Source organism: Henriciella sp., assembly GCF_029937755.1.
Taxonomy (GTDB): domain Bacteria; phylum Pseudomonadota; class Alphaproteobacteria; order Caulobacterales; family Hyphomonadaceae; genus Henriciella.
Genome location: NZ_JAPYPG010000003.1, coordinates 422477 through 444224 on the forward strand (window position 1 = coordinate 422477; position 21748 = coordinate 444224).

Consider the following 21748-nt stretch of genomic DNA (forward strand, 5'->3'; position numbering starts at 1 on the left):
TTTCACTTAATGCACAAGTCCCGGCCCGTCTTATCGGGCTTCACACTGTTGTGTTCATGCCGATGCCGGAAAGACCGGCCACCTGTCGACGACCTGTCCATTGTCGATGACGGCAATGTCTCCGAACTGCAGGAAAACGGCCTCCGACTGGGTCGGGCGGAAGAAGACGAATTCGTCAGCCCGGATCGTGAGACTCGCCGGTCCGGTCAGCATCTGCTGGTTGCTGGAGCGCCCATACTTGTCGTTCGCCACCAGCCCGTCCGGCCAGACAGGTTTCGCCATCCAGTTACCACCAAACGTGTAGACCGTTTTTGCGTGGCCTTCGGGGATTTCCGGCTCCCGTCCCGGGATGAAGTCGAAACCGGCAATATTCACGCCGTCCAGCACCTTGAGCGCTGGCGTGGCAATGAAGCTTGCGGGCAGGTGCGCTTCGAGCAGGTCGGTGTCGAAATCCGTCGGCTTGACGAGGACCGACCCGGCCGAAACCTCGTTGGCGAGCGATGTGTCGCGCCAGAGCCGGTAGGTCGGGCTGCCGGCAGAATTGAGCGTCAGCGGCTCAGGCGTGTCGGCCACTCCGGCGAGGTCCTGCGCTTTTCTGTAAACGTCCCACGCTCCTTGCAGGACACGTTCCCTCAGCCCGCCTTTTTCAGGCATCTTGGCGACATGCGGCTCGTACCCCATCAGGCCCGTCAATCTTGCCTGGTTCGATTTTTTGATGGCCGCAACGGCTCGTTCCAGCGCCTCGTCGGCAGAAAACCCGCCCCGGTGCAGGCCAACATCGATCTCAAGCACCAGCCGCATGGGAACCGACAGCTCATTGGCGAGCGCGATGTACTGCTCGACCCGTTCCGGCGTATCGACCAGCCACTGCACTTTCGCGTCCCGGCGCGCTTCGGCATAGAAGGCCCGCGCGGCGGCAACCGGCATAGGCTTGCCGAGAAGCTGGTCGGCGTCCGGCATCTCGCGCGTGATCTGGAGCAACATGGCGAGGTTGAACGTCATCAGACGATCGGTGCCTGTGCGCTCACGGATATACCGGATGAGCGGAATGGATGGCAGCGACTTGGCCACGATGCGGTAGCCCATGCCCTCAGGCAGGTCCGCCATCAGTGTATCGATATTATGGTCGAGCCTGGCGCGGTCGATGATGAGCGTCGGCTGCGCGATCCCTGCTGCGTCCAGGGCCGCAGAAAGAGAAGCGAAATAATCCGGGGTCAGCGAAGAAGGAAGGGTCATGCTGTCCCTTTCACACCGAACAGGTCTGCGAGATAGGGCGACAGGAAGCGTCCATGCGGATCGAGCTCGTTCCTGATTTTACAGAAGGTCACGAAATCTGGATAGAGGTCCGAGAGGGCCCTGTAGTTGAGGCTGTGCAGCTTGCCCCAGTGCGGGCGTCCCCCAGCCTTGCGGAAAATCGGTTCGATGTCTGAATAGAAGAAGTCGTATTCGTCTTCATGATAGGCATGCACCGCAATCGACACACGCCCACCGCCATTGAAGGGGCTCAGCCAGAGATTGTCGCCCGCCGTACGGCGTACCTCGATCGGAAAGAAGACATCCGGGCGTTTCTTCTCGATCAGTGCAATCACATCGGAAAGCACTGTGAGCGCCTTCTTCGGCGGCAGGTGATACTCCATCTCGTTGAAGAGGATGTTGCGCTGGCTGGAGAGGAGCTCCCAGCTGTTTCCGACGACATCTTCGCCCTCGAAATTCTCGAAGGCCGCCTTCAGGTATTCCCGGCGGCCCTTTACGTCACCCTCGGCATAGTCACGCGCTCGCTTCAGGCCGAGAACCGCCTCGTCGTCATCCTGCTCGGGCCTGGGCGTGGGGGCGGCTTTGGTCTCCTCATGGGAGATATTGATCCCATAGCCTGAGAAAGGAATGTAGAAGAACTCGTAATTGCGCCGCGTCGTCCAGCGCGACATGGCATGGCCGATCAGCGCATCCAGCGGTTCTGCCCAGGTCTTCCTGTGAAGGCGGTAGCTGTCGACCAGCTGCACTTCCGCCTCGACCAGGACGCCGAGCGCGCCGAGCGATACGCGGGCGGCATCGAAGACATTGCTGTTTGCTCCCCGTGCCACAGTCATCATTTCACCGCTTGCGGTCATGAATTTCAGCCCGGTGATATCAGCCGAAAGGCAAGGCAGCTCCGCGCCAGTGCCATGTGTCGCCGTCAAGATGGCCCCGGCCAGAGACTGCTCGTTGATGTCACCAAGATTGCGGAAGGCGAGGCCGTGACGTTCAAGCTCCGGCGAGAGATATTTCAGCCGCGCCCCGGCATTGACCCAGGCGCGCCTGGCGCTCTTGTCGACACTGTGGACAAGCCCCAAACCGTCAAGCTTCAGTAATGTGCCTTCTGTTGCAGCGACGGGCGTAAACGAGTGCCCTGCCCCGACAACACGGATCGGGCCCACACCCTCCGTGACCACATGCCTGAGCGCATCCAGATCCTGCGGTTGCTCGATCCTGTCGGGCCTAGTGGTCTGGTTGCCAGACCAGTTGGTCCATGTCGCCGATGTGTCTTTCTGTCCGCCTGCCCCCATAAAAGGCTGCCTCCCTCAGAGCCTGTCCCTCGCCGGAAAACTATAGACCGACGCCCGGCAAGTCACGAAGGCCTGATTTCCTTATTTCAGGGAAAACCGCGTCGTCCCCTGGGAAAATCCATGCAATCCGCAGCGAATATGCTGGCCTCCGCGACGGAACAACCTAGGTTGATCGTTCAGGATCTGCGTGACACATCACGCTCCGGACTCTCCCGCTGACGCGATCCGCGCGGGAAAGACGTTCTGTAATTTTTATTACGGTTGAACAAAGGATTAGGACAGTCTTGATACGGTGGCCTGCGTGACACACCTCAAACTCGCATACTTGGCCCTTCTCGGTCCGCTGGCGCTTGTCGCCTGCCAGGGCGAGGAAAGTGCGCAGCCGCCTGCGCAGACCGAGCGCGCTGTGAAGATCATCCCGCACGCCGTGAAGTACCAGACCGAAGCGACCCGTGTGGAAGCCGTCGGCACCGCCCGCGCGCGGTCTTCGGCCACCATCTATCCGGAGACGTCCGGCGAAGTGGTCAGCGTCAACTTCGAGGCGGGCGACTATGTCGAGAAGAACGCGCTCCTGCTGCAGCTGGAGTCGCGCGCCGAACGCCTCGCGGTCGAGCAGGCCCAGGTCGCCCTGCGCGACGCCGAACGCACCATCGAACGCTACAATAAGGTCGACACACCCGGCGTGATCGCCGGTAACGAGATGGACCGTGCGCAGGCCGCCTACGACCAGGCGAAACTCCAGCTCGACGTCGCCCGCGACGCGCTGGCAGACCGCACCGTACGCGCCCCCTTCTCCGGCTATGTCGGCCTCACCGACATCGACCCGGGCGCGCGGATCACGACCGATACCGTGATCACGCGGCTTGATGCACGCGAGACCCTGTTTGTCGATTTCCCGGTTCCGGAACAGACCTTCGGCCGGATCGAGGCTGGCGACATCTTCGAGGTCGAGCCCTTCTCCAGTCCGGACCAGACCTATGAAGCCGAAGTCCTCACCGTGGACAGCTCGATCAATGCCACGACGCGTGCCTATACCGTGCGCGCGGCCATCGACAATTCCGAGGACAATCTGCGCCCGGGCATGAGTTTCCGCATCGGCTTCGACCTGCCGGGCCAGGACTATCCGGCCGTTCCCGAAGCCTCGATCGTATGGGGCGGCGATGGCGCTTTCCTCTGGGCCGTCGAAAATGGCCGCGCCAACCGCGTGCCGGTGACCATCATCAGCCGCAACAAGGGCATGGTGCTGGTCAAGGCCGACATTCCCAAGGGTAGCTGGATCGTCGAGGAAGGCGTCCAGAAGGTTCGCCAGAACACGCCGGTCGAAACACCGGGCCGCAGCCAGACCTTGGCCGGGCCGGGAGATGACCGCCGGGAGGGCGGCCCGTCCGCAGCCCTGCCATGATGCCGCCGGGCGCGGGGCTCCCCGGCCTCTCTGTCAGCCGGCCGCTGCTGGCCGCGGTCCTCAACTTGCTTATCGTGATCGCCGGCTTTGCCGCCATGCTCGGGGTCGAGGTGCGCGAACTGCCGGATGTCGACCGCCCGATGGTCGGGGTGCGCGCCACCCTGCCCGGCGCGGCCCCTGAAACCATCGACGCCGAAGTGACCAGTATCATCGAAGGCGCCGTGGCCCGCGTCTCCGGGGTTCGCGAGATCCGCTCCTCCAGTGAGGAGAACAGCTCGCGGATGAACATCCAGTTCAATCCCGGCGTCGATCTCGATACGGCCGCTTCTGACGTCCGCGAAGCCGTCAGCCGTGTCACCCGCGAACTGCCTGACAGGGTCGAGAACCTCTTTGTCACCAAGGCCGACAGCGAAGGCCAGGCGGTGCTTACCGTGGCCGTTATCTCGGATGCCTATTCCGAGGAAGAGCTTTCGCGCATCATCACCAATGACATCATACCCGAATTCCTCGCCATCGAAGGCGTGGCCGCGATGCAGGAGTTTGGCACCCGTGAACGGCAGATGCGCGTGGTCGTCGATCCCCTCCGGCTATCGCGCTTCGGGCTCACCATTGCCGACGTCGCCGATGCCTTGCGCGAAGCACCTTTCGACGTCCCTGTCGGCAGTTTCAGGTCCGAAAGCCAGGAGCTGATCGTCCGCGCCGAAGCAACAGCCGCCACGCCCGAGCTGATCAAGGACATCTATATCGAAGGCGACACCAAGATCGGCGACGTTGCCGAAGCCGTCCTCGGTCCGGCAGATGCCGAAAACTTCCTTCGCCTGAACGGCGAACCGATCATCGGCCTCGGCGTTGTCAGGCAGGCAACCTCGAACACGATCCAGATTTCGCAGGCCGCCAAGAAGAAAGTGGCCCAGCTCAACAAGCGCTTTGACGACATCACGCTTGAGGTCACCTCCGACGAAGCCATCTTCATCGAGAAGTCGGTGGAGGAAGTCCTGTTCTCACTCGCCATCACCGTGCTGATCGTGGTCAGCACGATCTGGCTCTTCCTTGGCTCGGCCAAAGCCACCATCATCCCGGCGCTCGCCATTCCGGTCTCCCTGATCGGGACCGTGGCCGGCATCTGGGTCCTCGGCTTCTCGATCAACCTGCTTACCCTGCTCGCACTGGTGCTCGCCACCGGCCTCATCGTGGATGATGCCATCGTCGTGCTGGAAAACATCCAGCGCAAACAGGCCGACGGCCTGCGCCGGCGTGCGGCCGCTGTAATTGGCGGCCAGCAGGTCTTCTTCGCGGTCATCGCGACCACGGCCGTGCTGGTCGCCGTCTTCGTGCCGATCTCCTTCCTGCCGTCGACAACGGGCCGGCTCTTCCGAGAATTCGGCTTCGTGATGTCACTTTCGGTGATCATCTCCTCAGTGGTCGCCCTTTCCCTTGCTCCAGCGATCGCCTCCAAGTTCCGCTTTGTCGAACGCGATCCGGCTGACCGCAAAAAAACGGTGCTTGAGAAATTCGGAGGCAAGGTACTTCGCGGATACGAAACCGCACTCCGCGTATGCCTCAACCGTCCGCTGATCGTCGTTCTCGTCTCCGTCCTGGCCGCTGGCGGCGCAGCCCTGCTCTTCACGTCGCTCGACAAGGAACTTGTGCCCGCTGAGGATCGCGGTGTCGTCGAGGTCTTCGCGACAGGGCCGGACGGGGTGGGCCTTGCCTATATGGACCAGCAGGCCGACCGGATCGAAGCGGTGCTCCAGCCCTATATCGACGACGGCACGATCGAGAACCTCTTTACCGTGGTCGGACGCTACGACCCCAACCGCATCGGCATCACCGCACGGCTTGCGCCATGGGAAGACCGCACGATCAGCCAGCAGGAGCTGATCGAAGCGCTGCAGGGGCCAATGTCGGAGATTCCCGGTGCACGGGTCTCCGTCTTCGGGCGGTCCAGCCTCAGCAGTGGCTGGGGCGGACGGGGCGGTGGTCTCCAGGTCGCACTGACCGGCAATGAGTATGACGAGATCTACGCCGCCGCCCGCGAACTGTCGCGCGTGATCGAAACCAACGACATCCTCTCCAATCCAGAAATCTCCTACCAGCCGACACAGCCGCAGCTCTCGGTCCAGGTCGACCGGCGCCGCGCGGCCGACCTGAATGTGCCGCTGGACGAAATCTCGGTCACGCTGCGCGCCATGGTCGATGGCGAAGACCTGATCGACCTGAATGTCGAGGATCAGGCCATCCCGATCATCCTTGAATCCGAGACCGGCGCGATCCGTGACCCCGGCGACCTGCGCAACCTGTTCGTGCGCTCGACCAATGGCGACCTGGTGCCGATCTCGACCCTGACGGACATCCGCGAGGAAGGCGTCGCTGCCGAACTCGACCGCACCGAGCAGCGCCGGGCGATCGAGGTCGAGATGGACATCGAGCCCGGCTTGCCGCTCGCCGACGCCATTGCCGAGATCGAGCGCCTTGGGCGCGACACGCTCCCGGCCGGCATCAGCATGATCCTCCAGGGTGAAGCCGCGACGCTGGAGGAGAGCAATCGCGACCTGATGATCACTTACGGCTTCGCCATCGTCATCGTGCTGCTCGTCCTCGTCGCGCAGTTCGAGAGCATTACGAGCCCGCTCGTCGTCATGCTGAGCGTACCATTCGCCCTGGCGGCGGCGGTCTTCGCCCTGTTCCTGACGGGCGTATCGCTGAACATCTATTCCCAGATCGGCCTGATCATGCTGATCGGCCTCATGGCCAAGAATGGCATCCTGCTGGTGGAGTTTGCTGACCAGTTACGCTCGGTCGGACGAAGCGTGAAGGACGCTGTCTACGAGGCGGCGACGATCCGTGCCCGGCCGATTGCCATGACGCTGATCTCCACCGTGCTTGGCGCCCTGCCGCTTATCCTGTCGACGGGCGCAGGCGCGGAGTCGCGCAACTCGATTGGCTGGGTCGTCTTTGGCGGGCTCGGCCTTGCCGCGGTCTTCACCCTGTTCCTCACGCCCGTGATCTATCTCGGTGTGGCCAGCCTTTCGAAGGCGCGCTCACACGAGACCCGGGCCCTCGAAGACGAGCTGAAGGAAGCCGAACAACAGCAGAAACAGCGCCAGCAGCCGGCCGAGTAGGTCAAGGCTTTCAGGCCCGGTCGGCTGGAACGCTCGCCCAGTAACCTGTCCATGGTTCCAGGGCTTCCGGCAGCGCTGCGTCGCCATCGACCGCCCCGGCTTCTGTCGCAACCAGCTGAAGCTGACCGCCATCCGGCGGATCAAAACGCTGCGAACGGCCACCAAGATTGAAGACGCACAGGACCTCCTCGCCCTCATGAATCCGCTTGAAGGCGAGCACGCCGTCGGGCGCTTCAAGGAAGCGCATCTGGCCGAAACGAAGGGCCGGCAAGGTCTTGCGACGCGCCACGAGCGACCGGACGACATTGAGCGAGGAGACCGGATCCGGCTCCTGCACATCCACAGCAAGGGCCGCCTGCGCCGGGTCGACCGGCAGCCAGGGTTCTCCTGTCGAGAAGCCGGCATGCGGCGCTTTCGCCTGCCATGGAAACGGCGTCCGCGCGCCATCCCGGCCGAGCGTTCTAGGCCAGTTGGCAATGGCTTCAGGGTCTTTCAAATGTTCGAACGGCACATGGCCCTGTGGCAAGCCGAGCTCTTCGCCCTGATAGAGGAAGGCATTGCCGCGCAGCGACAGGAGCAGAAGGACCAGAAGGTCTGCCGACTGCTTGCGGGTCTCCGCCGCCGCCCAGCGCGTCACAGCACGCGGCGCATCATGGTTTGAGAAGGCCCAGCTCGGCCACCCCTCACCCGCCGCACCGTTCCACTGCGACAGCGAGCGCTCGACCCGCCGCGGCGACAGGCTCTTCGCATAGAGGAAGTCGAAATTGTACGCCGAATGCAGCCGCACATCGCCCTCGGTGAAAGCCTTCATCTCACCGATGGCGTCGGCCCCGACGACTTCGGCGACGCTGAACGTCTCGCCATACTGGTCGAGCACATCACGCACGCGTTCTAGGAATAACGGGATTTCCGGCTGCGACATGGAATTGGTGTGAAACTGCATGTCGAATGGACGGGTGACCCTGTCCATGGAGAGGCCCGATGGCGGATTGTCGGTCAACGCCCGGTCATGCATGGCGAAGTTGATGGCATCCAGCCGGAAGCCATCGACACCGCGCTCGAGCCAGAAGCGCGCCGCTGCGAGCAAGGCATCCTGAACGGCCTCATTGTGCAGGTTCAGGTCCGGCTGCGAGACGAGGAAGTTGTGCATGTAGTATTGCTGGCGCCGCGCATCCCATTCCCAGCTCGGGCCGCCGAAAACCGCCTGCCAGTTGTTGGGCGGCGCGCCATCCGGCTTGGGATAGGCCCAGACATACCAGTCGGCTTTCGGGTTGGTCCGGTCCTGCCGGCTCTCCTCGAACCAGGCATGCTGGTCGGAGGTGTGGGAATAGACCTGGTCGATGATGACCTTCAGGCCGAGCCCCTGAGCCTTCTCCATAAGCCGGTCGAAATCGGCAAGCGTCCCGAACATCGGATCGACGCCGCAATAGTCGGCGACGTCATAGCCATAGTCCTTCATCGGCGAGGTGAAGAAAGGCGACAGCCAGACCGCGTCCACGCCCAGCGAGGCGATATGGTCGAGCCCCTCGATGATGCCATTCAGGTCGCCGATGCCGTCGCCATTCGTATCGCGGAAACTGCGTGGATAGACCTGATAGATCACGGCGCCCTTCCACCAGGGCTGATTGCGGGCTTCGTCTGACATCGGCTTCCCCTCGGGCGGTCTTCTGCCCCCTTAACATCAGTTTTGTGCAAGTGACATGACTGCGCCAGCGGAACTGCTATAGCAGGCGTATGCTGGCAGCCATCGAGTCAGGCGGGACGAAATTTGTGTGCGCGCTCGCCGAGACGCCGGAGCGGGTGCTCCATCGCGTGGAAATCCCGACGACGACTCCCGATGAGACCTTCGCCCGTGTGCGCGAGGTCTTCGCCGCATATCAGGGGATCACCGCGCTCGGCATCGCCGCCTTCGGGCCCGTCGATATCGACCCGGCCTCGCCAACGCATGGCGAGGTGCTCGTCACCTCCAAGCCGAACTGGCAGGGCGCGTCCTATGTCGAGGCGTTCGCCAGCCTTGGTGTCCCGATGAAAATCGAGAGCGACGTCTCCGGCGCCTGCCTCGGCGAGTGGGCGCACGGCGCCGGACAGAACGCGCCCGTCGTCGCTTATGTCACCGTTGGCACCGGGATCGGCGCCGGTGTCGTGCACGAAGGCCGTATCCTGAACGGCATCGGCCACTTTGAAATGGGCCATATTCCGGTCGTCCGGCCTGATGGCGACACTGCCAAATCGACCTGCCCGATCCATGATGACTGCCTTGAGGGCCTCGCAAGTGGTCCGTCCATCATGGCTCGCTGGGGCAAGCCGCTGTCTGAGCTGGCGCGCGACCATGAAGCGGTAGACCTGGAAGCCCGCTACCTCGCCCAGCTCGCCCGAACAATCACGCTGACCCATATGCCCAGCCGCATCATCTTCGGTGGCGGAGTCATGAAGACATCCGGCCTGATCGACGCGGTCCGCCATCACACCAGGGCAGGCCTTGGCGGCTATGTCGCCCAGACCCGCACCGGTGACCTCTCCGACGTCATTCTCCCCGCCGCGCTTGGCGATAATGCCGGGATCACCGGCGCGCTGATGCTCGCCCAGCAGGCCCTCACCGGCTGAGCGCTTTGCCGCTGCGTCAGGCTTGGCGCTGGCCGGTCTTTCTGAGACCATCCCCCTCAACAAGCCTGAAGACTTGTGGGAGGAAAACCATGCTCGCCAATGTCAGCGAAACCGCCGTCGAGGAAGCCGATCTCGCCAAGGGTCACAAATACCCGCTCGCCTTCGACGCAAAACCCGCCGCCGACCTTACCGATCTCGACCTGTTCACCGAGGGCCAGCCCTTCGATGCGTTCGCGAAGATGCGCGAGACGGCACCGGTCTGCTGGCATGACGAGGAAATGGGTGCGGGCTTCTGGGCGCTGACCGGCTACAAGGATATCCGCGCGACCGAACTCAACACCAAGGTCTTCTCCTCGCAGAAGGGTGGCATCCTGATGAATTACGGGGCCGAGGGCGCGCGGCACCCGCTGCTGCACCGCGCCTCGCTCGATGCCATGATCTGCCTCGACCAGCCCTTCCATATGAGCCTTCGCCGCGAGCACATGCCCTTTTTCACGCCGGGCTATGTCGCCAATCTGAGAGAGCGCGTCGACATGAAGGTCGCAAGCCTGCTCGACGGTATGGAGGCCAAGGCAAAAGAAACCGGCGGCCCGCTCGACATGGTCGAGATGTTCTCCGCCGAACTGCCTCTCTTCACGCTGTGCGAGATCCTCGGCGTGGAGGAGGTTGACCGGCCGAAACTCGTCAAATGGATGCACTATCTCGAGCGCGCCGGCGACACGATGCGCCAGGGCGACGCGCTCGACCCGGAGCTGTTCGGCGCTTTCGTCCAGAACGTGCTGGAGATGTTCGAATACGGGAAGGCCGTGCTCCAGGCCCGCCGCAAGGAGCCGCGCGATGACCTGCTTACGGCCATCGCCAATGCCGAGGTCGACGGCGCGAAGCTCTCGGATGAGATGCTCGACGGCTCGTGGCTGCTCATCGTCTTTGCGGGCAATGACACGACCCGCAATTCGCTCTCGGGCACGATGAAGCTTCTGACAGAGTTTCCAGAGCAGAAACAGAAGCTTGTGGACGACCCCTCGCTCATCACCAATATGACGCACGAAGCGATCCGCATGGTCTCGCCCGTCATCTATATGCGCCGCACGGCCACTGAAGACGCCGAGATCCATGGCCAGAAAATCGCCGAAGGCGAAAAGGTCGTGATGTATTACGGCGCCGCCAACCGGGACCCGGAAATCTTCGAGACCCCCGACCGGATGGACGTCACCCGCGCCAATGCGAAGGATCATCTCGCCTTCGGCATGGGGCCGCATGTCTGTCTCGGGCAGCGGGTTGCCAACATGCAGCTCGAAGCCGCCTACCGCCAGATTCTCGCGCGCTTCCCGAATGCCGAATGGACTGGCGAGATCGACATCGCGCCGAACAATTTCGTCCACGCCATTTCAAAACTTGGCGTCGATCTCGGTCTCTGATCCAATGCCGGCATGACCGAGGAAGAGCTTGCCGCAACCTTCGAGCCGCTGATCCGGACCGAGCTCGATGACCTGAAATCCTTGCGCGAAGGCGCGAAAGGCGACCGGAAGCCGGTCGAGCTTGACCAGCAGAGCGTCGGCCGCGTGTCGCGTATCGATTCACTTCAGGTCCAGGCCATGTCAAACGCAGCCGAAGCCCGGCGCCAGAAGCGCGTTCGCGCCCTTCAAGCCGCACTCCAGCGCATCGAAGATGGCGAATTCGGCTACTGCACCGAGTGCGCAGAGCCGATTGCCGAAGGCCGGCTCAGGACAGACCCCGCCGCCACCCGCTGCATATCCTGCGCACGCTAGAAACGGTGGAAAGAGCCGGATTTCAAACGGGGGATGAAAGCCTTCATTGACGGGAAAACAGAAAGAAATCCGCTCGTTTTCTCCATTTTTTCGGGCAGCCTTAAGCATTCATTCCGAGTTCGCTGTTACTCCTCGACTGTAGGGATAGCGACAGGAATAGCGAATTGGATCACGCGGCCATCATCGGGCTGACCGTGCCAGCGGTTGCAGGTTGCATGTGCGCAATCTTCCTCTCCTTCTGGTATCATAACCGGAAGGATAAGAGCGCTCTGAAGTTCGCACTGGCCTTCCTGATGAGCGCTGTCGGCTTCTCCCTGAACCATTTCGTCATTGACCGGGAAACCCTCGCCAACGCAGTCGCTCACAACACCATCTACTCTATCGGTTTCTACCTTCTGATCGACGGGATACATGACGCGTTCGGGCGGCGCACACCCAAGCGCGTTCTCCAGCTACTTGGCGCTGGTAGCGTTCTGTGCGCCTGCGTCATTCAACTCGCCGATGGCGGGCTTTCGCAGCGTATTCTCTGGGTGAACATGCTCCATGGCAGCATGCTGCTGGTTGCCTTTGCCAACCTCTGGGGCATATGGCAGCGCAACTGGACCGGCACGGCTGTATTCGCCTCTCTTTCGCTCTGCATCCTGAACCTTGTGATTGTCTCGCCGGTAAATGTGCTTGGCCAGACCATCACCGATGCAGGCTTCTTCGGCACAGCCTACTGGCGCGCCATGAATGTCCTGGCCACGTTCTCGGTTCTGGCCATGGGCGGATCATTGATCGCTGTCTGTGTGGTCAGCCGCCTGAACGATCTGCGCGCCGATGCCGAGAACGACTATCTGACCGGCCTCAAGACCCGCCGCGCCTTTGAAGAAGCCGCGCGCCACTATTGCGGCTCCCGTTCCGGCGAAGTCGCGGCGAGCCTCATCCTGATCGACCTTGATCATTTCAAGGAGATCAATGACGAGCATGGTCACACAGTCGGCGACGAAGTAATCAGCCGGTTTGGGGCTTTCCTTCTCGACAATACAAGGACCAGCGACATGGCCGGCCGCATGGGCGGGGAAGAGTTCTGCCTTCTTCTGCCGGGGACCGACACAACAGGCGCCCGGCAGCTCGCCGGCCGCCTGCGTGAGACTCTCGGGAAGATCGAGTTTTCAGGCTTGCCGGAGTCGCGGCGCGTAACCGCCAGCTTCGGCATTGCCGAACTGGGCAAGCGGACCGCCTTCGGCGATATCTACCCTCAGGCCGATGCTGCCCTCTATTCGGCAAAGACACGCGGGCGCGACAGGGTCGTTTGCGCGCCTCCGCCAAATGATGCGGGCGACCCGATCCGGCGGGAAATCTACCTCGCCCTGCCCGACGGCTCACGCATCTCGCCGAACCGTATTGCGTCTTAGGGACAGGCGCGCGACTTCAAGCAGCTTGGGAAATCTGCGACAGGGCTTCGCCCGCAGCGTTGCCTGATGCCTCGGCCGCTATGTCGCCCAAGGTGACCATGCCCTGAAGCTCCTTGGACCGGTTCATGACCGGGAGTCTGCGGACCTTCTGCTCGGCCATGTTCTCGGCGACCTTCTCGATGTCGTCATCCTCGTAGCAATAGAGAACCCTGTCGCTCATCAGCTCGCGCACCTTGGTATGACGCACATCCTTGTTGACGGCCACCGCGCGCGTGACGATGTCACGATCGGTGATCATCCCGACGAGCTTGTCATTCTCGGCAACCGGAAGCACACCGATATCCTCACGGTCCATCAGGGTCGCTGCCAGCTGCAGGCTTTCATCTGCGCCGATATAGCTGCAATCCTTGTGCATGATGTCCTGGATCTGCATGACGTATCTCCTTCGTCAGCGGCTCACTATCCGGTCCTTCGTCAGGGCGCGCGGTTTCGCTACCGAGCCGCCGGATGACCGGTGAGCCTTCTGCGGACATCCGGCATCCGCCCCGAAGGACCCAAGTAAAATATTCACGCATGTAATCGCGCCATGTTCCATGAAGACGGGGCAATCTGAACTGCAGGGCAGCTCAGACGTCAGACAGCTCGTCCAGCAGTTCTGCCCAGGCGCGCTCATGGGTTCCAGTCCATTCCTCGCCAAGCAGCTCACGGAAAGTGTCGCGCATGGCAACGAACATGAGACTGAACTGCTCTTCCGTAACGCCATAGCCGTCATGATGACTGCGATTGGCCTGCAGCTGAAGCCTTTGGGTTTCATCCCCCTCGGCCACACCAATGAGGCAGGTGAGGCTCGTCTCCAGCATCATGGCGCGAACCTCACCGCCCGCATCCATGACAAAGAGATCCCTGAATGCAGGATCGAGTTCGAACAGGCGTGCATAGATGTGCGGTCCCGGATCAGGGCAAAGCTCACCGGCCCGTTCCAGTGTTTCAAAAATGACGCCTGCGTCAGCCATTCCTCTTCCTAACGCTGATGACTGGGAATTCCAACTCTTTCAGTCTCACTTGCCCGTTCACGATTTTCCGGCTCGGAACCGGGCTGTTTCCGGAGTGAAACCGGACTGTTTTCGGACCGTCTTCCGGCATGGATTTCGCGCGGCGTGTCCCGGGCATGACCCGAGGACAGACTTGCCCACTGACCGCCTGCGATGTTGAGTATGTGATATCCAGAAAACGAGGAGGATCCCCATGTCGGACAAGCCGGAGAGCGTTGGAAATGAAGTTCTTTATGAAGTGAAGGACCATATTGCGGTCGTCACTCTCAACCGGCCAGACAAGCGTAATGCTGTTAATGGCGCGGTGGCTTCCGCACTCGGATGGATCTGCGAAGAAACCGAGCGCGACCCGGACGTGCGCGTCTGCATCCTCACCTCATCCCTTGAGTCGACCTTCTGTGCAGGCGCTGATTTGTCAGAAATTTCAAAGGGTAACGCCCGTGCGCTCTCCACCAAGGAGGGCGGGTTTGCCGGTTTCGTCAAATACCCGCGCACCAAGCCATGGATCGCTGCGGTCCGGGGCAACGCGCTGGCCGGTGGCTGCGAACTCCCGCTCGCCTGCGACATGATCGTGGCCGCCGACAATTCCCGCTTCGGCCTTCCGGAAGTGAAGCGCGGCATCTTTGCCGGCGCCGGCGGCGTGTTCCGTCTGCCGCGCGCCCTGCCCCGCAATATCGCCCTCGAAATCGTCGCAACCGGTGACCCGATGCCAGCCGAACGCATGTACCAGCTGGGCCTCGTCAACCGGATGGTTGCGTCGGACAAAGTGCTCGGCGAAGCTCACGAACTCGCCAAACAGATCGGCGTGAATGCACCGCTGGCCGTACAGAAAAGCCTCGAAGTGGCGAGGCAGGCTTTCGACGGGACGGAAGCGGATCTCTGGAATAAATCCAACCAAGCTTCGGCGGTCGTGTTCTCCAGCGAAGACGCACAGGAAGGCCCGCGCGCCTTCCTTGAAAAACGCGCGCCCGTCTGGAAAGGCCGGTAAAAGAAAAGCGCCGCCCGATTGGAAAATGAAATCCTCGTCCGGGCGGCGCAGTTGCGACCTGCAGTGAGCCCCTCAACTCACGCTGACCGCAAGGTTTGGCGAACCGGATGGAGGATTAGGAGGCCCTGCTCCGGTGCAACCAATCCCGGCAAAACTAACAAGGCTGAGTTGCGCAGGATATCCGTAAGACTCCCTAGCCCGGAAAAGAATAAGGGCGGCCCCGCGGGGCCGCCCTTCCTGTTTCACATTGGCAAGAAGCTAGAAGTCCATGTCGGGCATCCCGCCCGCATGCGCACCAGCGCCAGCCTTCTTGGGCAGCTCGGCAATGCCGGCTTCCGTCGTTATCAGCAGGCCAGCCACCGAAGCAGCATTCTGGATGGCTGAACGGACCACCTTGGCCGGGTCGATCACGCCACCGGCAACGAGGTCCTCATAGACCTCCGTGCGGGCGTTGAAACCGTAGCCACGATCGGTCTTGGCGAGCACATTGGCAACCACGACCGAACCTTCCATACCGGCATTCTCGGCAATCTGGCGGATCGGAGCTTCGAGCGCGCGGCGGACAATGTCGATACCGGCTTGCTCGTCATCATTGATGCCTTTCACCTTGATTGCGCGCGATGCTCGCAGAAGGGCGACACCGCCACCCGCCAGGATGCCTTCTTCAACAGCGGCACGGGTCGCGTTGAGCGCGTCGTCGACGCGATCCTTGCGTTCCTTGACCTCAAACTCGGTAGCCCCACCGACCTTGATCACGGCCACACCGCCGGCAAGCTTGGCAAGGCGCTCCTGGAGCTTCTCCTTGTCATAGTCGGAGGTCGTGTCCTCGATCTGCTTCTTGATCTGGGACACGCGCGCTTCGATGTCGGACTTCGCGCCGGACCCATCGACGATGGTTGTATCGTCCTTGGCAATGGAAACACGCTTGGCATTGCCCAACATGTCCAGCGTTACGTTTTCGAGCTTGATGCCGAGGTCTTCGGAGATGACCTGGCCACCCGTCAGGACGGCAATGTCCTGCAGCATGGCCTTGCGGCGGTCACCGAAACCGGGGGCTTTCACCGCAGCAACCTTTAAGCCGCCGCGCAGCTTGTTGACGACCAGAGTCGCCAGCGCTTCCCCATCGACGTCTTCGGCGATGATCAGAAGCGGGCGCTGGCTTTGAACCACGTTTTCCAGCACCGGCAATAAGCTCTGCAGCGAAGACAGCTTCTTCTCGTGCAGCAGGATATAGGGGTCATCGAGATCAACTGTCATCTTCTCGGCATTCGTCACGAAGTACGGGCTGAGATAGCCGCGGTCGAACTGCATACCCTCAACAACATCAAGTTCGGTTTCGAGCGACTTGGCTTCCTCGACCGTGATCACGCCTTCATTGCCGACCTTTTCCATCGCCCGGGCAATCATGTCACCGATCTCGGTGTCACCATTGGCGGAGATGGTGCCGACCTGGGCAATTTCGGAGTTGGAGGAGACTTCCTTGGCGTCGGCGTGGATGTGGCCGACGACATCGATGACGGCCTTGTCGATCCCGCGCTTGAGATCCATCGGATTCATGCCAGCGGCCACCCGCTTCATGCCTTCGCGGACGATGGCATGGCCGAGAACCGTGGCGGTCGTTGTGCCGTCACCGGCGACATCGTTCGCCTTGGAGGCCACCTCGCGCATCATACGCGCACCCATGTTCTCGAACTTGTCTTCAAGCTCGATTTCCTTGGCGACGGTGACGCCGTCCTTCGTGGAGCGCGGGGCGCCGAAGGATTTCTCGATGACGACATTGCGGCCTTTCGGGCCGAGTGTGATCTTAACCGCGTTGGCGAGAATATCGACACCGCGAAGCATGCGCTCGCGCGCTTCAGTACTGAAAATGACCTGCTTTGCAGACATTGTGATTTACCCTCAAAAAGGAATGCTAAAAGCGCCGGTCAGGCGGCTTTCCTGGCTGTTTTGGTTTGCTCGACAATGCCGAGAATGTCGCTCTCTTTCATGATGAGCAGCTCCTCGCCATCGATCTTCACTTCAGTGCCGGACCACTTGCCGAACAGCACGCGGTCACCGGCTTTGACGTCCAGCGGAATGATCGCATTGTCATCACCAATAGCGCCTTTGCCGACAGCGACGACTTCGCCTTCCTGCGGCTTTTCCTTGGCGGTGTCGGGGATGATGATGCCACCCGCAGTCGTTGCACTCTCTTCGATGCGACGCACGAGAACGCGGTCGTGGAGCGGACGGAATGACATGGCTGATGCCTCCTAAAAGTCCTGGTTGGTTTTAAAGAAACATGGTCGCCAGCAGCCCTTTGGGCGGTTTTGGCACTCTCGCCCGGAGACTGCTAACGATGCTGTTAAGTGGGCCGGAATGAGATCGTTTTCAATTAGCAATCTCCATGAATTTGGCGTAATCTTCCGGCTTGGCTGTTTCAAATCGAGAACGGCATGAATCAGGGTGCGCATCAGCCTGAAACAGGCGCCTGGCATTGCCGCAAGGTCAACGCTCAATGCCACCGTTCAGCACAGCATCAACAGGCCAGATACTACCCCAGCTTGTGCCGATACTGGCCGGGCGTCGACCCAAAGATGTATAGGGCCGGTTGGTATGGCTGATGCAAAGAAATTTCTGGACAGTCAGGTTAGGTAGCACATATGAAATGGTCAGGGACCGCGGCAGTTGGGGAATTGCCGCAGAAATCAAAATCCGTCGCTGTCGAAGAATGCCGGGGCACAGCTTCGAGTATTTCGATGTCGCGTACGGAGAGGGGATATTCATGACAAAAAAAGACGCACGCATCACGCTGGCCATGCCCGTGTACAACGGCGCGAATTTCATTGCCGAAGCAATCGAGTCCATCCTTGCCCAGACCTGGACCGACTTTGAACTGATCATCACTGACAATGCGTCTGATGACGAAACCCCCGCGATCATTGAGCGGTTCGCGAAAGCCGACGAGCGTGTTCGCTATGTCCGTAACGAGCGCAACATTGGCGCCGCGGCGAACTATAATCGTGGCTTTGAACTCGGCTCTGGTGAATATCTCAAATGGTGCGCCCATGATGACCGGCTAAGTCCGAATTTTCTGGAAGCCTGCATCGCGACGCTCGATGCAGATCCATCTCTTGCGGTCGCTTTTGCCTCAACCACGGGGATAGACCTCGACGGCACGGAAATCGTGGCGACAGGGCATGAAACGCAATCAATTCTCTCCGACGACGCGGCGCAACGCTTTCGCGAAGCGATCACAATGAGTGGGACGTGCTTTCCGATCTTCGGTGTTTTCCGCCGGGCTCAGCTCGAACAGTCCACGCTACACCGTTCCTATTACGGGTCTGACCGCGCCTTGCTCGCCGAGATGGCAATCTTCGGGGGGTTCAAGCGGGTCGATGAGGCCATCTTTTATAATCGTGAGCACCCTGTGCGCTCGATCAATATCGACGACAAGGTCGCGCGCAGTAAATGGCAAAACGGTCAGGCGAGCCGGCTAGCCGCTGCAGAGCATATCAATCTGGCACGCCACCTCTTCGAGATCGCGCGCCGGCATGGTGACATCGCCTCACCAAGACGCCTTCGCCGCGTACTTTGGGCACGCAGCCTGCGGCCCCGTGAACTGGGGCGATACAGCCTGGAGCTCACGAGCATGATTTCACCGAAACTCGCAGTCGGCCTGAAATCTGCATTCTCACGCCCAGGACCGAGTTCTCCGAACCGGCATCGTCAATCAACTAGCCACTAAGGCCATAACAAGAGCGGGGAGTTTGGGGACATGAAAGTAGGTATTCTTGCAGGCGGGCTTGGCTCGCGTCTTTCTGAAGAGACAGACATCCGGCCCAAACCGATGGTCGAGATTGGCGGCATGCCGATCCTCTGGCACATCATGAAGACTTATGCCCATTACGGCCTCAACGATTTCGCCGTCGCGCTCGGCTACAAGGGCGACTATATCAAACGCTGGTTTCGCGACTATCACAGCGTTTCGGGTTCGGTGACCGTTCAGACCCGCTCGGGCGAGATTACCCAGCATGCTGACACCGCGGTGGAAGACTGGTCCGTGGACCTGGTCGAAACCGGCGCCAGCACTGGCACTGGCGGACGCATCAAGCGTCTGGCACCCTGGCTTGGCAACGAGACGGCTATGGTCACCTGGGGCGACGGCGTCGCAGATGTCGAAATCGACAAGCTGCTCGAATTCCACCGCTCACACGGCAAGCTCGCCACGCTGACAGCAGTGCGCCCACCTGCGCGCTATGGCCATCTTAATTTCGATGGCGACAAGATCACGACCTTCACCGAAAAACCGCAAATCGGCGAAGGCTGGATCAACGGTGCCTTCTTCGTGCTTGAACCGGGCGTGATGGATTATATCGACGACGACGACACGATGTTCGAACAAGCGCCGCTTTCGCGTCTGGCCGCCGACGGACAGCTCATGGCGTACCGGCACACCTCCTTCTGGCAGTGCATGGATACGATGCGCGAAAAACAAATTCTCAATGATCTCTGGGCCTCGGGAAGTGCGCCCTGGAAAGTATGGAAGGACGAAAGCGATGAAAGTGCTGGTCACAGGTCATCTGGGGTATATCGGGACAGTTCTGACCCCGCTCCTGCTCGCGCGAGGGCATGAGGTTCACGGCCTCGACAGTGACCTTTTCGGGGCCTGCACATTCACCGGCGATATTGCTGACATCCCGTGCTGGAAGCTGGATGTGCGCGACTTCGTGGTATCGCCGGACGCGGTCGAGAAGCTACGCGGCTTCGACGCGGTCATCCATCTGGCGGGCCTGTCAAATGATCCGCTCGGTGACTACCGTCCCGAGCTGACACAGACGATTAATGCTGAGGCATCTATCAGGATGGCAAAGCTGGCCAAATCAGCCGGTGTGCCGCGCTTTGTCTTTGCTTCCTCGTGCTCAAACTATGGCGCTTCCAGCGACAACTTCATCGCCGAGAACGGCACCTTCAATCCGGTCACGCCGTATGGCGCATCCAAGGTCGAGGTGGAGCTTGCGGTGCGAGAATTCGCCGACGAGGATTTCAGCCCGACCTTCCTGCGCGCGTCGACCGCTTATGGCGTGTCTCCGCGCCTGCGTTTTGACCTCGTGGTAAACAATCTGACTGCCTGGGCTTACACCACGGGTGAGGTCTATCTCAAAAGCGACGGCTCACCATGGCGACCGATCGTGCATGTCGAGGACATCGCCCGCGCCTACATTGCGACAATCGAAGCCCCGCGTGAGGATGTCCACCTGGAAGCCTTCAATGTCGGCCAGACCACTGAGAACTACCAGATCCGCGAAATCGCCGAGATCGTGCGCGATGTGGTTCCGGGCTCGAAGGTCGGCTTCGCAACCGATGCCGGCCCTGACAAGCGTAACTACCGTGTCGACTGCAATCACATTGCGCGCAAGCTGCATGGCTTCAAACCGCAATGGACATGCCGGAGGGGCGTCGAACAGCTGCTGGACGCCTATCGCGCGACGCGCGTAACTCTGGAAGAGTTCGAGGGTGAACGCTTCAAGCGCATTGCGCATATCAAGCGGCGGATCGCCGAAGGATCGCTGACGGGAGAGCTCAAGGCCGTCGATCAATTCGAAACGGCGTGAAGGAAACGAGCATGGCAGACACGATGATGCGGCCCGAGGCCCTGTCCAAAACCGAGACCGCGTGCCGCTCCTGTGATTCAAAGGCGCTGACGCCTTTTCTTGACCTTGGCATCACACCGCTGGCCGACCGACTGGTCCGGCAGAATGACAAGGACACACCGGAACTGAGCTTTCCGCTCGTCGTGGCCGTCTGTCCTGACTGTTCTCTCGTACAGATCACCGAGACGGTGAAGCCCGAAGTCCTGTTTGCTGACGCCTATCCGTACTATTCCTCGTTCTCGCCTGCCCTGATGGCGCATTCACGCGACAATGTGCTGGCGCGCCTTGAAGAAAAGCCACTTGGTGGCGATAGCCTCGTTATCGAGCTGGCCAGCAATGACGGTTATCTCCTGCGCAATTATGTCGAGGCAGGCGTCCCGGTTCTTGGGATCGACCCGGCGGACGGACCAGCGGCAGCGGCCGAAAAAATTGGCGTTCGCACACTGAATGACTTCTTCACGCTCGATCTCGCCCGCAAGGTCCGTGAAGAGCATGGACCTGCCGACATCGTGCATGGCAACAACGTGCTCGCCCACGTGGCGGATACGAACGGCTTCGTTGAGGGCATCCGCACGATCCTGAAGCCGGATGGCGTCGCCGTGATCGAGATGCCCTACCTGCGGCCACTCATCGAACACGTCGAATTCGACACGATCTATCACGAGCATCTCTGCTACTTCTCGCTGACAGCACTCGACCACCTTTTCCGCCGTCATGGCCTTTACCTGAACCGCGTTGAGCAACTTGCCATCCATGGCGGCTCGCTTCGGGTGTTCGTCCAGCCTTTCGAGGCCGTCGAGGACAGTGTGAAAACCATGCTTGCGGATGAAAAAGCTATCGGCCTCGACTCTCCAGCCTATTTCGAAGGCTTCTCCAAGCGCGTCGAAAAACTACGCACCGATCTCAATCTGATGATCACGGACCTGCACTCCAAGGGCTACTCGATCGCCGCTTACGGCGCCGCCGCCAAAGGCGCGACCATGCTCAATTTCTGCGGGCTCGACACCAGCCAGATTGATTTTGTCGTCGACCGGAACGTCAACAAGCAGGGCTGGCTGATGCCAGGTGCCCACCTGCCAATCCGTGAGCCTGAAGCCCTGATCAACGAACAGCCCGACTATGTGCTGATGCTGGCCTGGAATTTTGCTGACGAGATCCTCGCCCAGCAGGCCGAATACCGCGCCGCCGGGGGCAAATTCATCATTCCGGTTCCCTCTCCAAGAATTGTCTAGAAGGAA

General features: G+C 60.9%; 18 protein-coding genes. 11 read left to right on the forward strand and 7 right to left on the reverse strand.

The genetic code is table 11. The features are described 5' to 3' along the window. Positions 1–54: 54 nt before the first annotated feature. Both Q1K29_RS09650 and Q1K29_RS09655 read right to left on the reverse strand, forming a co-directional pair. Positions 55–1236 (reverse strand): alanine racemase, encoded by a 1182-nt coding sequence (locus Q1K29_RS09650; RefSeq protein WP_300393955.1) that lies wholly within the window; start codon positions 1234–1236, stop codon positions 55–57. Beyond that, entirely contained in the window at positions 1233–2543 is a 1311-nt protein-coding gene (locus Q1K29_RS09655) for a D-arabinono-1,4-lactone oxidase (RefSeq protein ID WP_300393958.1), read from the reverse strand. Before Q1K29_RS09655 ends, Q1K29_RS09650 begins: the two co-directional genes overlap by 4 nt. A gap of 301 nt (positions 2544–2844) precedes the next feature. On the opposite strand from Q1K29_RS09655, the gene Q1K29_RS09660 reads away from it, so the two are divergent. Continuing rightward, the gene (locus tag Q1K29_RS09660) at positions 2845–3945 is read left to right on the forward strand and encodes an efflux RND transporter periplasmic adaptor subunit (protein WP_300393960.1); all 1101 of its coding nucleotides are present in this window, start codon (positions 2845–2847) and stop codon (positions 3943–3945) included. Continuing rightward, positions 3942–7067: an efflux RND transporter permease subunit gene (locus Q1K29_RS09665; protein ID WP_300393963.1), complete on the forward strand. Its 3126-nt coding sequence runs from the start codon at positions 3942–3944 to the stop codon at positions 7065–7067. The genes Q1K29_RS09660 and Q1K29_RS09665 overlap by 4 nt, the downstream gene beginning before the upstream one ends. A 10-nt stretch (positions 7068–7077) precedes the next feature. On the opposite strand, the gene Q1K29_RS09670 is transcribed toward Q1K29_RS09665, so the two are convergent. Next, positions 7078–8712 carry an alpha-glucosidase family protein gene (locus Q1K29_RS09670; protein ID WP_300393966.1) on the reverse strand — a complete coding sequence of 545 codons (1635 nt, stop codon included), beginning with the start codon at positions 8710–8712 and terminating at the stop codon, positions 7078–7080. An 89-nt stretch (positions 8713–8801) separates the two neighbouring features. Here Q1K29_RS09670 and Q1K29_RS09675 point away from each other — a divergent pair, with 89 nt between their 5' ends. From Q1K29_RS09675 to Q1K29_RS09690, 4 genes are all read left to right on the forward strand, one after another. Then, complete coding sequence (locus Q1K29_RS09675) at positions 8802–9671, forward strand: ROK family protein (RefSeq protein ID WP_300393968.1); 870 nt, start codon at positions 8802–8804, stop codon at positions 9669–9671. A gap of 89 nt (positions 9672–9760) precedes the next feature. Next, positions 9761–11089, forward strand: a complete 1329-nt coding sequence (locus Q1K29_RS09680) for a cytochrome P450 (protein WP_300393971.1) — start codon at positions 9761–9763, stop codon at positions 11087–11089. A gap of 12 nt (positions 11090–11101) precedes the next feature. Next, on the forward strand, positions 11102–11440 hold the full coding sequence (locus Q1K29_RS09685; protein WP_300393974.1) for a TraR/DksA C4-type zinc finger protein: 339 nt from the start codon (positions 11102–11104) through the stop codon (positions 11438–11440). A 164-nt stretch (positions 11441–11604) separates the two neighbouring features. Further along, complete coding sequence (locus Q1K29_RS09690) at positions 11605–12837, forward strand: GGDEF domain-containing protein (RefSeq protein ID WP_300393977.1); 1233 nt, start codon at positions 11605–11607, stop codon at positions 12835–12837. A gap of 16 nt (positions 12838–12853) precedes the next feature. On the opposite strand, the gene Q1K29_RS09695 is transcribed toward Q1K29_RS09690, so the two are convergent. After that, a complete protein-coding gene (locus Q1K29_RS09695; RefSeq protein ID WP_300393979.1) occupies positions 12854–13270 on the reverse strand; it encodes a CBS domain-containing protein in 417 nt (138 codons plus the stop codon). A gap of 193 nt (positions 13271–13463) precedes the next feature. Continuing rightward, positions 13464–13850, reverse strand: coding sequence for a globin (locus Q1K29_RS09700; protein ID WP_300393982.1), 387 nt, complete (start codon positions 13848–13850; stop codon positions 13464–13466). A 232-nt stretch (positions 13851–14082) separates the two neighbouring features. Between Q1K29_RS09700 and Q1K29_RS09705 the strand changes: the two genes are divergently transcribed. Continuing rightward, complete coding sequence (locus tag Q1K29_RS09705; protein ID WP_300393985.1) at positions 14083–14877, forward strand: crotonase/enoyl-CoA hydratase family protein; 795 nt, start codon at positions 14083–14085, stop codon at positions 14875–14877. Positions 14878–15135: 258 nt separating this feature from the next. On the opposite strand, the gene groL is transcribed toward Q1K29_RS09705, so the two are convergent. Further along, entirely contained in the window at positions 15136–16764 is a 1629-nt protein-coding gene (gene groL / locus Q1K29_RS09710) for a chaperonin GroEL (RefSeq protein ID WP_300393988.1), read from the reverse strand. 38 nt (positions 16765–16802) lie between these two features. Next, complete coding sequence (groES, locus tag Q1K29_RS09715) at positions 16803–17117, reverse strand: co-chaperone GroES (protein WP_300393991.1); 315 nt, start codon at positions 17115–17117, stop codon at positions 16803–16805. 524 nt (positions 17118–17641) lie between these two features. On the opposite strand from groES, the gene Q1K29_RS09720 reads away from it, so the two are divergent. Genes Q1K29_RS09720 through Q1K29_RS09735 form a run of 4 tightly spaced genes read left to right on the forward strand, consistent with a single transcriptional unit; the run spans position 17642 to position 21742 of the window. Beyond that, positions 17642–18604, forward strand: a complete 963-nt coding sequence (locus Q1K29_RS09720) for a glycosyltransferase family 2 protein (RefSeq protein WP_300393994.1) — start codon at positions 17642–17644, stop codon at positions 18602–18604. A gap of 30 nt (positions 18605–18634) precedes the next feature. Continuing rightward, positions 18635–19492: a glucose-1-phosphate cytidylyltransferase gene (gene rfbF, locus Q1K29_RS09725; protein WP_300393997.1), complete on the forward strand. Its 858-nt coding sequence runs from the start codon at positions 18635–18637 to the stop codon at positions 19490–19492. Next, positions 19416–20471 (forward strand): NAD(P)-dependent oxidoreductase, encoded by a 1056-nt coding sequence (locus tag Q1K29_RS09730; protein ID WP_300394000.1) that lies wholly within the window; start codon positions 19416–19418, stop codon positions 20469–20471. Before rfbF ends, Q1K29_RS09730 begins: the two co-directional genes overlap by 77 nt. 11 nt (positions 20472–20482) lie before the next feature. Continuing rightward, positions 20483–21742, forward strand: a complete 1260-nt coding sequence (locus tag Q1K29_RS09735) for a class I SAM-dependent methyltransferase (protein WP_300394003.1) — start codon at positions 20483–20485, stop codon at positions 21740–21742. Positions 21743–21748: the final 6 nt, after the last annotated feature.